The sequence below is a fragment of the Adlercreutzia rubneri genome (genome assembly GCF_009755265.1).
GTDB lineage: Bacteria > Actinomycetota > Coriobacteriia > Coriobacteriales > Eggerthellaceae > Adlercreutzia > Adlercreutzia rubneri.
In genome coordinates this window covers 50,446-64,642 of record NZ_WPOO01000013.1, presented here as the reverse complement: position 1 = coordinate 64,642, position 14,197 = coordinate 50,446, and the positions used below count along the sequence as shown (strand labels likewise).

Below are 14,197 nucleotides of genomic sequence, written 5' to 3'. Positions count from 1 at the left end.
GCTGGCGGATGTTATTCGATGGAATGATAGGTCGTGGCAAGGTGTCGAGAAACGCAGACAATAAAGAACGCGGAGCATTAACCCATAGCGAAAGGCCGACCGTGTCACACATACCCTATATTTCGATAATTGTTCCCGTATACAACAGCGAGGCGTACTTGCCCGATCTTTTCTCCTCGCTCGAAAATCAAACTTTTGAAGATTATGAAGTGATATTCGTCGATGACGGTTCCACCGATAGAAGCCTCTCGCTTTTAGAGTCCTTTTTCCAGAGGGATCCGAGGGTCTCGATCATTCACCAGGAGAACGCAGGGGGAGCATCCGCAAGAAACAGAGGAATCGACCACGCGAAAGGCGAGTTGATGATATGCATCGATTCTGATGACACTCTTTCGCCAGTACTGTTAGAACATATGGCCCTTCCCTTCGAGAATTCAGATGTTGGCATGGTGATTTCCTATATCGACACTTACTACGAAGACACAGGCGAGTACAGATCAATGCCTTGGGCGGTAAATGTCGATCTGGCAACCAACACCCCCTTCCCCCCTGCGAGCGCAATCGATCTATTCCGAGACGTCATTGGCTACATCGGGAACAAAATGATACGGAGATCAATCATCGAGAAGCATAATCTTCGTTTTCAGACGATCCGTTCCCATGATGATCTGTCTTTTGTATACGCTACTATGGCTGCCTCGCCGAAAATAGTAATCCTCGACGAAGAGCTGTATCACTACCGTCGTAGAAGCAACGGCAGCTCTATAACCGATACAACAATGATTGATTTGTATGAATGCGCTTTCGTCGCCCTCTACGATCTGAAAAGCAAGCTCATCGCCATGAACATCTGGGCTGACTTTTCGCAGATGTTCACAAATTACGCTCTATATATGTGCAAATGGAAAGTCGACATCGCGCCTGGGAACAAAGCCGATGAGATACGCAGGCACCTGAGAGACGAGTGGTTCAGGAAACTAGATCTGCTAGGGTTTCCACGCAGTTACTACCTACACAGTGAAGAGTTTTCATTCATCGGCGAAACCCTAGATTACGAGAATCAAAATGCCCGCAAGGAGGAAATACTCCGGCTCAACAACGAAGTGAAGAAGCTCAAGACGCAGAACAACCGCATCCGCTCCTCTCATTCATTTAGAGTCGGGCATATGCTGACAGCTATCCCTCGCGCACTCAGAAGGATAGCAAACAAGTGAGTCGGTTTCGTAGTAGTTCGCTCTCCCATGCTATGTTATCCTGCCGATAATCTTTCCTTTCATGAATTGGAGTTTCGCGAATCATGCAACACCTGAGAAATGTATGCTTTTCGCTTGTGCTATTTATTATGCTCTGCGGACCTTTTGGGTTATGGTTCGCAGAGCATACCGGAATAACGCTTCCCTCTTGGTTCACCATGGATGAAGCTGCTTATTTATCGGGGGGGACGGCCAAAGCTGACGTCCGCGGCAATCTTTCGCTGTCCGGCTTCGGATCCAAAGCTCTTCAAGAAGCCGTCGAAACGGCGGCGGGCAACCATATTCCGATGAAAGGCAGCGCGCTCATTGCCAACGCAACACTCCAACGTTCAGCTATTAGCTTATCGAACGAGCTCTTCGGTTGGGACTGCTACCCAACCTATTATGGAAGTTCTTATATCTATTGTCCCGCCCTTAAAGCGCTGGGGCAAATTCCTTCTCTTTCCACGGCAAGCCTACAGGACTATAACCACTTCTGCGACAGTATTGAGTCATATTCCCAAAACAATCCGAATCAGTCTATTACCATCTTCCTCGTCGACATGTCATCGACGTCCGCCTCAAACCCCGCAATGCAATACGTCCAAGCAAAGGCAACTACCAGCGATGTCTCCAGTTATATGAAATCAAGATTATCCGGATGCCAGAACGTCCGGATAATCGACAATAGCTACGTAGATCCGATCGTCTACTATGATGACTTTTTCAAGAGCGACCATCATTGGAATGCTCGCGGCGCGTTCAAAGCGTCCAAGCTTTTATTGAGTCGACCTATGCCAAGCAGCACTTTTGAGGAGATATCCTACCGCACGATTGATGGTCCTCCATATTCGGGCGCCTTCGCCAGAAGCTCACTCTGCTTGATTGAGGATACCCCTTTCGACTTTGCGGATCCGTTCGAGTCGATAGTGTTCGACTCGAACGGGGAAACACTCTCCGGAGAAGAGCATCCTGCCTATTACGAAGCAAATTGGCTTAACCGTCATTTCCAATTCTATGACTTATATTACAATTTCGCGTCTTCCATTAGTAACACGGCAAAACCGGGCGATGGCAATGCAGTAATCATTTGCGACTCCTTTGGTGGCGCACTTCTGCGGCCAGTAGCGACAAGCTACGACAGGGTTTCCGTCACGACGGCACTCCACGCTTCCACAACAACTGAAGACAGGCTCACCGAATTATGCGGCGGATCATCTTCCGATCCTGATGTGTATTTCATTGCGCATCCAGCCAATTATATTTCGTTCAACTCTAGAAATCCATATTTTTTCGAAACGGAAAATGAAGGAGAGGATGCAAGTTAGACTTCCACATCGCCCTTGATTCTTGATACTTCATTTGCACCTTAGAAGCATTAGTGCACTAAGGGCCAATGCCTGCGCACAGAAAAACAACTTGAGGAGTTCCACATGAGTCCAAAACTGTCAATTATTATGCCTGTCTGCAATGTCGAGAACTATCTCGCCGACTGCCTCGACAGCGCTTTGCGCCAGTCATTTCAAGACGTAGAAATAATCTGTATCAACGACGGCTCAACCGATGGATCGCTCGAGATTCTGCACAAGTACGAAAAGCAGGACAGCAGGGTTAAGGTAATAGACAAGCCCAATGCCGGCTATGGGGCCGCAATGAACGATGGGCTTGATGCGGCAACTGGCACATACGTTGGCATCCTCGAATCCGACGATTATGTCTGCGAGCATGCTTGGGAAAAGCTATATGCACTGGCCACCAAGAGCAATTTGGACATTGTCAAAGGTTGCTACCTTCAGTTTTCCGAGACTAAAGAGTCGTTCTTCAACGCAATCACCAAGGTTGATCGACATTGCCCCACATGGCTTCCTCAAGTTCCCTTCGACACCGTTTTCACACCAAAGGACTATCCTCGCTGTTTCTGGATGAACCCTAGCATCTGGACGGGAATCTATAAGCGAGACTTCCTGCTAAAGAACAACATACGGTTCAACGAGACGCCTGGAGCCTCATACCAGGACACCTCTTTTGCCTTCAAAGTTTGGGTCTCGGCTGAGCGCGCCATGGCTACGGAGACCCCGGTAATACACTATCGCCTGGACAGCGCCTTCTCGTCTTCGAATTCTCGGGCAAAGGTCTTCGCTGTTTGCGACGAGATGGACGAGTGCGAAGAGTTCCTGGACAGTCGAAATTCGGATGGCCTGTTTTACCATATCCTCTGCGCTCTCAGATACAAGACGTATCTCTGGAATATCGGACGCGTAAGCGCCGCCTTGAAGCTATCTTTCCTAGATAGGATGCGCGGAGATTTCCTTCGAGACATCGAATTGAACCGTTTCGACGCACATCTCTTCGACGACGCCTCTCGTGAGGAGTATCTCGCTATCGCAGGAGTAGATAGCAGCTCTTCAGATTCCGGTCCTTCCCAGGATCAGCAAACCCCTATCGTGCTTATCCCGCAGAAAGATAGCGGGCTTGAAGAAAGCAATCTCTTCACTATCATCGTTCCCTTCGCCAATAACGAACGGCATCTTCCCGAGTGCCTCGAAAGCATAGAGAGCCAGACCTGTAAAGAATACGAAGTCGTCCTCGTCGACACCGGTTCATCCGACGGCTCTTTTCCGCTTGCTTCAGAATACGCGTCGAGAAACAATACAACTTTGCTCAGATTGCACGGAGCGACAGCTTACGATGCCATCATTGCGGCTTCTCGCCAAGCAAGCGGAAACTTCATCCAGCTTCTCATGCCGTCAGATCGCTTGGAGAGCGACGCCCTTGCCTCAATTTCCGACCAGCTGAACGACTATGACCTCGATCTTGTCGTTCATGGAGTACGTGCATATTACGAAACTCCTTTTGTGGAAAAGAAATATCAAAAAAAGGGAAACCCCTTTGCCTCACATCGCCTCTATCCCTCGATCTCCACCGGCGAATTGCTTTTCGCCGAAATGGAAGAAGCGGATGACTTTCACGATGAAATCTGGTCCATGGTGTTCTCGAAGGAGCTCTTGAAGAAAGCTGCGATTCCGTCACGTTACACCGAGCTTAACGATCATCTTCTCGCCTTGCAACTTATTCTTCTCGCGAATCGTGCCGGCTGCTCCAACAGAGGAACCTACATTCGCAGAATCACCGATTACCCTATCGACAAACCTGTTGAACCTGCCAAGAAGATTCTAAGCAGGTTAGAGGGCTTGGGAACACTGCAGAACCTGCTTGAATCCCGCGATGACGACTACCTCGTATGGCATGCGCTTGATGCATTTTGCAATGAGTGGGCGAGGCTTTGCCGAGTAGATTATCGCAATGCAAACACTGCTCAGAGAAACGAGGTGCTCCGCTGCTGCAGCAAGGAGGCGGAGCGCTTTCTCACGGCAATTCGATGGGGCGTTCGTCCCGACGAGCTGCGCATATCTTACGAGAGACGGGGAAATCGCCTGCAAAGAGAGCTCAACGAGGCGACCAAGGCAGGGCGTGCGGTAAAAACAGCACGCAACTTGTCCGCACGTTTGCGTCAACTTCGCTCTTCTGCCAAAAGACTCACCCAACTCGGAGGAAAAAGGACGCAGGAGACGCCTCACCTCGTGTCTAAAACGAGTCCCAAAACACTTATCGTACTCGACAGCGCAGAATGCTCCTCCGAGATGCAGTCGTGCGTGATACTGGCGAGAATCTTAACCGAGCTCGGTGAGAAGAGCACCGTCGTCATACCGGAAAAGGGAGCTTTAGAAGTCGTACTGAACACCGAACGCGTTCCCTACCGCATCTTCCCCATCTTCAAAGAGGCCCCTCGCACCACCGATGGCAACACGGCACCGATCAAGAAGGAACCCACATTCGCCTTCGATCGCAAGGTTCTAGCCAAGCTTGCAAAATACATCGAGGAAGAGCATTTCGATATAGTGCACTGCATCAACTACGATGGCCTTTACGGGGCATTAGCAGCAGCCGCTGCGAACGTTCCCAGCATTTTCCATCTTCGCTCGTCAATAAGAACAGGAGCAATGAGCGACGAAATCATAACCGATGCGCTTAGCCGGGTTGGCGCAATATATGCTGCATCTGACACTGCCGCACGTACGCTCTCAAATAGATGCCCCCGTGTTTCCGCGCAAGTCATCTACGACGGCGCCGAGCCCCATAAATTCTATTCCCTCCACGGACGCACGAACCTCGATCATCTCAGAGCGGTATTCTGCGTCGAGGCACTGACGAAAAGCGCCGCAGAAATCTTATCCTCCGCCCTTGCCGCTGTTAGTGAGCTAACGCAGAAGCGATCTGGCACAACCTGTAGCATCGCTATCATTGCGGAAAGACTCGACGATAATGCTATGGTAATTCTTCAGAGCACTATCGCGGAAAAGGAGCTTTCGGGCTCAGTTGGAGTGTTCGGTAGCCGCAGCGACATGCCAGAGCTCTGGCACTGCAGCGATATCGCCCTCATGATCTCGGACGAAGACCTCTCCGTAAGCACCGGCGTTGGCGCCATGATGGCCGGAGTGCCTCTTCTCTGCGCAGCAAACAATCCCTGTAGCGAGATTATCGAGAATGGTGCGACGGGCTGCATCTTGGCGGAAACCAATCTCGCAACAATCGAGAGCGCCATCGAGGACGTGATAGACAACTCCGCTCCTACCCACAAAATGTCAGTAGATGCCCAACAAGTCGCACGTTTTTGCTACACGCTCGAGGAAACCGCCCGAATAATCCATCAACTGCATAAAGACTTCTTCGCAAATCAAATAGCTACCGCTTAATGCTCGGCTCGAGAAGAGCAAGCGTGAATACTCGCTTGCTCTTCTATTTATCCGCTGCTTCCCCGCCTCGAGTCAGTTCTTTTCTAATCCTTCGAGGAAGCCGCAAAGCTGCCCTGCCGCAGCTATAGAGCCATTTTACTTTCGAGAATTTGCGTTCGATCTCGGCACGTTCTTTCTCGGCATTTTTAAACGCACGCTCAACTTGGGCTCTCTGTTTCTCCGATTCTCTCAAGCGACGTCGGAAATCGAGTCTCTTCGCCTCTTCCGTATCTAAATCCCGATTTGTCGCAAAGAGCATATAAACTTTAAAGCCCTCGCAGCTTTCATCGCGAAGATGAGAAACGAACTCGTTATACCAGGGCGTATAGTAGTAGCCGTCTTTACGAACGCGCAGATCCATGACATCGATTGCTTCACTTTTCAGGTAATCGAAGCACTGATCGAACGCGTTGGAATTCGTCACATTCCTCAGAGTGTGACGTGCAACTCCGAGGAACTTGCAATCGAAGCTTCGCTTCGCATCACCTAGCTTCGAACCGATCGCCCGCCATACCCGCATCCAGGCATAAAGAGGATCAAGGGCAGCCTGACTAAGCGTTCCCACGAGACTATCTGGCCTGTCGATACGGTAGACCACAAGCGGAGTCTTCACCACCGTTATTCGATCGGCATACCAAAGAGCAAGGGCACATATCTCAACATCTTCACCGTTCCGCGTCGTTGCATATTGCAGATGACGCTCTCGCAGGAAATCGAGGCGGAACATCTTATTGAACATCATAATAGTGGTGAAGCTGAACAGATGCTCCGCATTGTCGGAGCGGTTGAATGGCAGTTTCTCAGGCACCCGCTTTACTTCCAAATAACCGGGCGCATCTACCGTGAGCCCAAGTTGCTCATAGTAGCGCTTCCCCGCGCAAACGCAGATATCCGCTTCGTCTTTCTTGCTCTTCTCGTACATGAGCTCCAGAGCATTTTCCGCCATGAAGTCATCGGAATCGCAGAACATGATGTATTCGCCGCGAGCTGCGGCCATCCCATTGTTGCGAGCGGTACCAGCGAATTGGTTTTGCTGATGAATTACTTTTAGTCGTAGGTCTTTAGCAGCATAGCTCTCAAGAATTGCCGGTGATTCATCGGTGGATCCATCGTCCACGCAAATGATCTCGATGTCAGCCAGAGATTGCCCGACAATGCTATCGAGACATTGCTCGAGATATGGGGCGGTATTATAGACAGGAACGACCACCGAGACCTTCACCGGATTCGCCATGGCTAATCCTCCAGATAGGCCATGAGGTTGCGGTACATGCCGGGCAGATCCTGCGTCGCCGCCCAGCCGAGGGCCTGAAGGCGCGATACGTCCAACGGCAGATGATGTTCGGGGGGGTAAGGGGCATCGGGGTCTATCGCGCAGCGCACCTGCACGCTGCCGTCCGGTGCCAAGGACGCCACCATCTCGGCCATCTCCCGCACCGAGCAGTAGGTGGACGGGTTGGCGGCGTTGTAGGCGCATCCCGGCTCGCCCTTCAGCATCACCGTGAGCAATGCGGACACCGCGTCGGCCGTGTACAGGTACATGCGCGTGCTGGCGCCCGTCGTCTTAAGGACGATGTCCTCCCCCGCCAAAGCGTTGCGCGCGCACATGGCAAACAGGCGGCCGTCGCTCTTCGGGATGCCGGGGCCGAAGGTCTGGGCCAGGCGCACCACCATGGCGGGGACGCCATACTCGGCGGCATAGGCGCAGCAGTACTGCTCGGCCATGCGTTTGCCCTCCGGGTAGCAGCTGCGCACGCGCAGGGGGTCCACATAGCCCACTTGGCTCTCATTCAGCAAGTTATCAAGTCCCGGCTCGGCGTTGCCATCGCCGTAAGCTTCCATGCTGGAAGCGTACACCATGCCAGACACGCCCTTCGCCCGGGCCAGCTCCAGCACGCGCCTCGTGCCGAGCACCAGGGCGTCCGCCGTCTCGACGGGATGCTCCGCGAAAAACTTCGATGCCGTGGGGCAGGCAGTGTGAACGATGTAGTCGATGGAGCCCTCGGGCTGAGGGAAGTCCTCAACAGAGCCCACGACCATTTCTAGGCCATCGTCCTCACCGTAGGCGGAAAATATCTCGCGAGCACGCTCCTCGTTCCTTACTAGGCAGAGAACGCGGATCTGCGGGCCTAGGCCGAGACGGTTGCGCTCCAGCAGCAGGCGAGCGCAGGCGAAGCCGATGAGGCCCGTGGCTCCGGTGATGAGCACGCACTTCCCTTCTAGCTCGCCCCAGGGAATGGCCTCCGAGCGCGCCTGCTCGCGCGATTCGGCAAAGATATCGAACATGGCAGCCTCCTAGAAACCGAATATCTCCGAGCTCTCGCGCGCATCCACGAAGGCCCGGAAGATGTAGAAGTCCGACGGCGTGGTGATCTTGATGTTCTCCGGTCCCGTCTCCACCGCGTGCAGCACGTGCCCGTAATGGCGCATGAGGCTTGCCGAATCGATGAATCCCTCCTCGCCATCGGTCATGGCCCGTTCGTGGGCGTCGATGAGCTCGCCGATGTTGAAGCACTGGGGGGCTTTGGCCATGCGGCAGGCGGCCCGGTCGATGATGTTGGTTACCACGCCGTCCTCTTCCTGCACGATGGTCTCGATGGCCGGCGTGACGGAAATGGCGTTGCCATGGGCGGCCACCGATTCGGCGCACCTTGTAATGGTCTCGTCGCTCACCAGAGGGCGCACCCCGTCGTGGACGAACACGGCATGGTCGCGCCCCACGGCCGCCTCCAATGCCGCCAGGCCGTTGCGGATGGATTCCTGCCCCGTGGCACCACCAGGAATCACATCGACGACCTTGGTGATGTCGTAATGGGCGATCTTCTTCTTCAGGAAGGAAATCCAATCCTTCAGGCACACTACCACGATGCCGTCGATAGCCGGGTGGTTCTCGAAGGCCTCGATGGTATACAGGATGATGGGCTTTCCGTACAGCTCAAGGAACTGCTTGGGCCGCGTTTTGGTGTTCATCCGCTGGCCCGTTCCACCAGCGAAAATAAGGGCGTAGTTCATGGGCAGCTGCTTCTTTCCGCTTCTCTTGCCGTTTTCGCCTATTATGACGCATTGCGCGCCAAGCGCACGCCCGGCACTTCTTTTTCCAGGAGCACCGCATCAATGACGCGGTCGGCCGCATAGCCCGCCTGCTCCGAGCAGCGATCGATCATCGATGCGTCCGGCGCCGTCGAACGGTAGGCGGCCTTCTCTAGCACGTCCACGAACTCTTCGGACGTGTCGCACACCACCCCCGGCGCCATATCGTCCACCGAGCGCTGCACGCCACGCGTAGCCGAGTACTCCACCTTGTCGGGCACGTAGAAGACCACCGGCTTTTGCAGAAGGAGGCAGTCGTAGAAGCAGGACGAGTAGTCCGTTACCAGAACATCGGCCACATAGAGCAGGTCACCCAAACTCTCGTCCGAGAGATCCTTCAAGCGATTCGCGAAAGCGGACGGTATCTCCGGGCGCTCCTCGATGAAGTGGTGCATCTCGAAGACGAAGTATGAGTTGGTGCGCTCGCACATCTCCCAAAGCGCCCGGTAGTCGATGTAGGAGTCGTAAGGGTAATAGGCCGTGGCCTGCCCGGCCCCGCGAAAGGTGGGGGCGAACACGATCACGCGCCCGTCGCCCATCCACGGGTACTTCGCCATAAGGCGTTGCTCCGCCGCCGCCTGGCGCTCCTCGTCGAGGAAGTGGTCGAGCCGGGGCATGCCGGTGGCTAGCAGTGCCTCCTGTTCGATGCCGAACACCTCGGAGTAGATATCGCGTAGCTCCCCATTGCCCACCAGGGCGTAGTCGTAGCGCCGATGGGCCGACTGGTAGGGGTCGGGGGAACCTGAGATGCCGAAGCGGGCATAGCCTACCGACTTGAACCCGACACCGGCATGCCATACCTGGGTGAGCACCGTATCGTCGTCGGGATCGATGAAGTTGAAGACGGGACAGTAGTCGTCGATGAAGATGTAGCGACTCCTGGCAATGGCGTTGATGTCCTTAATCCAGAAAAATAGATTCTGGTGCCCCACGAATGTGTTGCGGTACCGCTCTATGACGGGGAATTCCTTGTCGATCCCCCTCTCTATTAGGCGATCCCGAACGGCGGCCAGGTTCTCCGTCGGCTCATCTCCGTTCTCCTTAAAGAACAGCACGACGTTATCCTTCGGCCGCAAGACCTTCCTCGCTAGCTTGTAATAAAGCGAGAAGAGGTTCTTCTCCATCTGCCGGAGACTGAACCGGCGCGTCTGGGGCTTCCGGTTCTTCACGAAGTAGTCGATGGCCAGCTTCACGATGAGGTAGTCGCTGGCGTCCATGGAGGGAATGAGCGAGGCGGCCAGCGCGTACTTGCCGTCCACATAGCGGAAGACCCGGGACAGGTCGCCCAGCCACTCCGTCAGCTGCGGCGAATAGGCGATGTTATGGGTCGTGAAGGGACGGTTGCGGATGTCCTCGTCGATCTGTTCGTCGGTGAAGGGGTATGCGGCATAGTCGACCCCATCTCTTTTCGCCCTTCGCACTTGCGAGGGCTTTAGTTCTCCCCACAGGCGCTTTTTCGCGAGAGTCACAAGATAGGGGGCGTTGGCACGCGCCCACGGGAGGCGGGCTTGCTCATCGGACAGCTGCTGGCAGATGATCCACTCGCCGTCGGACAGGGGCTCCCGACCGCCGCCTTGGGTAATGTTGACGACAGCCGTCACAAGGTCGCCTTCCAGGGTTTCCCGGAATTCCACGAACTGCCGGGATCTCACGCGGAACAGCTTCAGATGCGCGGGCTTATCGGCGCGATAGGTCACGCGCAAAAAAACCCGTTCCCAGGAAATATCCTCTATTGTTACGATCACGCCGTCCTCCGTCTCTCATATAGCGAAAACCATGATACCATGGGCTGCAATCGTAGCGAAAAAGCCCACAGGCCCAGCACCGCAAAGACAGGAGGAGCATCGTGAAGCGTCTCGCCGTGGCGGCGGCTACCGCCCTGCTCGCCCTGTTCTACCGCATCTGCCGCCTTTTTCCCGTCAAGCGCCAGGTGGTGTGCATCAGCCGTCAGAGCAACGATGCCCCTATCGATTTCCTCCTTCTGAAAGAAGGGCTCGCACGCAAGGAGCCGCCATACCGCACGGTCATACTGGCCGACAAGCTGGAAAGCCCGCTCCGCTATTTACCCGTCATGGCCAAGCAGGTCTTCTTCATCGCGACGAGCCGGGCCGTCGTGGTGGATTCCTACTGCATCGTGGTGAGCCTGCTCGGTAGCCGCATTAAGGCCCCCGTCGTGCAGATCTGGCACGCCCTGGGCAACATGAAGAAGTTCGGTTATGCCACACTGGATACGCCCGAGGGCCACAGCTCCGAGACGGCCCGTCTCATGCATATGCACGAGGGGTACGACGCCGTCGCCGTCTCATCGCTCAACTTCCGCGACGATTTGGCCGCCGGTTTCAACGTGGATCCCTCCATCGTTTTCGAAGCCCCCCTTCCCCGGGTCGATCTCCTGCGCGACCCTGCGTTTCGCTCGAGGCAGCGCGAGGCCTTCCTGAGGGAGCATCCCGAAATGGCCGGCAAGAAGACCATCGTCTATTGCCCGACCTTCCGCAAGACGCCACCGCCCAACGAGGAGAAGGCGATGCAGAACTTGCTCTCGGCCGTCGATTTCGATGAGTTCAACTTCGTATTCCTCCCTCATCCCGTCAGCCGGCAGACTATCGACGACCCGCGCGTCATCACCGCCGACCGCAGCGGCATCGATCCTCTGTTTGCCGCCGACTACGTGATCACCGACTACTCCACCGTCATGTACGAGGCGGGGCTTCTGGGCGTGCCGGTTTTTCTGTACGCCTACGATTGGGGCACTTACCACGAGAAGCGCTCGTTCAACATCGACCTCGCCCGCGACGTGCCCACCTTGTTCACCGACGATCCTAGCGTACTCGTGAAAGCCATCGAGCGCGACGCCTTCGAACCCGAGAGATATCAATGTTTCGTCAGGAACAACATTACCCTTCCCACGCATGGAACCTGCACGAATCATCTTTGTCGGTATATTCTGAAGCTGGTTCAACAGACAGATTGCTAGCTTCTCAGCACATCGCCAATTGGTATACTTAAACGCTGTCTGTAAGCTTCCGAAGGATTTGTTGCCCCATGTGGATTTCTTTTCTCGCCTGCATCATACTATGCGCTATCGTTCTATATGTACCGGGCTATCTTCTGTTTAGGAATTTGGCCTTCAGCACCCCGCGAAGCATAGCGTTCGCTCCTATAGCTTCGACAGCTATCATTTCAATCGTAGCCATCGTAAACGAAAAGATCGGCATCTTCTCTGCAGGATCAACTGTCTTTGGACCTACGCTCGTCCTGTGCTTCATCCCTTACCTCATTGCCAAGCTCATTGGACACGCCAAGACCACGGATCGGGCAACTTCTTGGGATTGGAAGTTCCTCGCCTGCTATGCTGCTTTCGGTATCTTGATATGCGTCTACATGTTTATCAAGCCACTCGACGGTGCCGATTCCTTCTATTGCCGCGCAGACAACGCAACCCATCTGAATATGGTCCGATACTTCGTCGAGTCCGGGCAGTGGTCATCCATTGGCGCTACAACTGGAACGATCGCTTTCATTCCAGGAAGTGCCGGTTTCTACCCATCCGCTTGGCACGACCTCGCAGCTCTCGTCTGCACCCTCGCCTCGTCCGATCCCATCGTCGCCATCAACGCGACTAACGCTGTGATATGCGGCCTCGTCTATCCGACTTCCATGTGGGCATTTCTCACTTGCCTGTTCCCTAAATCCAAGTTGCACATCGCAGTTGGAGCCGTGGCTAGTATGTCGGTTGCCTGCTTCCCATGGACTTTCCTCATAAAAGGCCCCTTGGTATCAAACCTCCTTAGCTTTGCTCTTCTTCCTGCGGTGCTCGCTCTTTTCATGCACTACATCAAAGCCGGCATAGGCGTCCATTGGAAGGGTACTCTTTTCTCCGGCATCCTCGCCGTTGCGGCTCTTGCGCTATCTCAACCGAACGGTCTGTTCTGCGCCTACATTTTTGCCGCAGCCTATATCACGCATCGCTCCATGAAACGATTCTCCAGAAACAAGGTGTTGGCTTTTGCTCTATCGGCAGTGGTCTTCATCATCCTCTGGTTCGTTCTTTTGCAGCTTCCATTCTTCGCTGAAGTTGTCAACTTCCCCAACACCGGCGGCCTAACACTAACTCCCGTTGAGAGCTTTATCGCCTCCGTCACGTTCGAGTTCTATGTCGGACAGCCGCCGCAAACCATCTTGGCCATCGTGGCTTTTGTTGGATGCGTCGTAGCCATCAAGAAGCATCGGGTATGGCTCATCTTCCCAGCAGTTTATATGGTCATCGCCTACGGGGTATCTCGCTGCACCGACGAATACTTGCGAAACGTTCTCTGCGGTTTCTGGTACAACGACCCGTGGCGCTTGGCAGATGCCGCCGCTATATTTCTCGTGCCGCTCATCACGATGGGGCTGAGCGCCATCATCGTCGCCATCGCCAAGTCCTACGACGAGCGCAAAGCGTCTAAGCGCCCCAACGCAACGCACAAGCAAAGCAGCTTGCGCGTTGTAACCGCCGTCTTGCTTGTTGTTTTTACGTGCTACAACTTCTTTCCTAGCTACCACAATCTCGTAACGCACAAGAGAGAATGGTCTCCGTTCGGGTTCATGCGGGATCGCATTGCCCGCGAGTACAGCACGACGAGAGACCATGTCTATAGCACGAAGGAGAAAGACTTCGTCAATAGGGCCATGGAGATGATTCCCGACGGGTCGCTCGTCATCAACTCTCCTGAAGATGGCAGCCTCTTCGCCTATGGCGTCAACGGCATTAATACCTACTTCCGGCATCCCACCACAGGATCTCTAACGGATGACGCCAATATGATAAGAGAGGGCTTGGACACCATCGCCGAAAGCGAGGAAGTGCGGCGCGCTGTTAAAGACGTGTCGGCTGAATATGTGCTCCTGCTCGATCAGGGCGTACCTTACGACGAGGGCAAATGGCTTTTGCAAACAACTGAAGATAGTTTGAAGCGGTGGGACGGCATCAATCGCATCACCGACGAGACGCCCGGATTCGAAACAGTTCTTTCCGACGGCGATATGCGACTCTACAAGATCACCGGCACCGACGATGGCGGTGCCTCCGGGGAGTAGCGC

At 54.4% G+C, this 14,197-nt stretch carries 9 protein-coding genes; 5 read left to right on the top strand and 4 right to left on the bottom strand.

Annotated elements, in window-relative coordinates; translation table 11 throughout:
* Window positions 1–8: 8 nt before the first annotated feature.
* The 3 genes from GO707_RS08230 to GO707_RS08220 all read left to right on the top strand — a co-directional run bounded on the left by GO707_RS08230 (window position 9) and on the right by GO707_RS08220 (window position 5,986).
* Window positions 9–1,214, top strand: coding sequence for a glycosyltransferase family 2 protein (locus GO707_RS08230; RefSeq protein ID WP_157012754.1), 1,206 nt, complete (start codon window positions 9–11; stop codon window positions 1,212–1,214).
* 197 nt (window positions 1,215–1,411) lie between these two features.
* Window positions 1,412–2,560 carry a hypothetical protein gene (locus tag GO707_RS08225; RefSeq protein WP_157012753.1) on the top strand — a complete coding sequence of 383 codons (1,149 nt, stop codon included), beginning with the start codon at window positions 1,412–1,414 and terminating at the stop codon, window positions 2,558–2,560.
* A gap of 105 nt (window positions 2,561–2,665) precedes the next feature.
* Window positions 2,666–5,986 carry a glycosyltransferase gene (locus GO707_RS08220; protein ID WP_157012752.1) on the top strand — a complete coding sequence of 1,107 codons (3,321 nt, stop codon included), beginning with the start codon at window positions 2,666–2,668 and terminating at the stop codon, window positions 5,984–5,986.
* A gap of 43 nt (window positions 5,987–6,029) precedes the next feature.
* Here GO707_RS08220 and GO707_RS08215 read toward each other — a convergent pair whose 3' ends face one another.
* The 4 genes from GO707_RS08215 to GO707_RS08200 are packed head-to-tail and all read right to left on the bottom strand — an operon-like array spanning window position 6,030 to window position 10,860.
* A complete protein-coding gene (locus GO707_RS08215; RefSeq protein WP_157012751.1) occupies window positions 6,030–7,259 on the bottom strand; it encodes a glycosyltransferase family 2 protein in 1,230 nt (409 codons plus the stop codon).
* Window positions 7,260–7,261: 2 nt separating this feature from the next.
* Complete coding sequence (locus GO707_RS08210) at window positions 7,262–8,311, bottom strand: NAD-dependent epimerase/dehydratase family protein (protein ID WP_157012750.1); 1,050 nt, start codon at window positions 8,309–8,311, stop codon at window positions 7,262–7,264.
* Between the two features lie 9 nt (window positions 8,312–8,320).
* Window positions 8,321–9,037 (bottom strand): 2-C-methyl-D-erythritol 4-phosphate cytidylyltransferase, encoded by a 717-nt coding sequence (gene ispD / locus GO707_RS08205; RefSeq protein ID WP_157012749.1) that lies wholly within the window; start codon window positions 9,035–9,037, stop codon window positions 8,321–8,323.
* Between the two features lie 41 nt (window positions 9,038–9,078).
* Complete coding sequence (locus tag GO707_RS08200) at window positions 9,079–10,860, bottom strand: CDP-glycerol glycerophosphotransferase family protein (RefSeq protein WP_157012748.1); 1,782 nt, start codon at window positions 10,858–10,860, stop codon at window positions 9,079–9,081.
* Window positions 10,861–10,961: 101 nt separating this feature from the next.
* Here GO707_RS08200 and GO707_RS08195 point away from each other — a divergent pair, with 101 nt between their 5' ends.
* Window positions 10,962–12,089 carry a CDP-glycerol glycerophosphotransferase family protein gene (locus GO707_RS08195; protein WP_198161048.1) on the top strand — a complete coding sequence of 376 codons (1,128 nt, stop codon included), beginning with the start codon at window positions 10,962–10,964 and terminating at the stop codon, window positions 12,087–12,089.
* Between the two features lie 68 nt (window positions 12,090–12,157).
* Window positions 12,158–14,194: a DUF6541 family protein gene (locus GO707_RS08190; RefSeq protein WP_157012747.1), complete on the top strand. Its 2,037-nt coding sequence runs from the start codon at window positions 12,158–12,160 to the stop codon at window positions 14,192–14,194.
* Window positions 14,195–14,197: the final 3 nt, after the last annotated feature.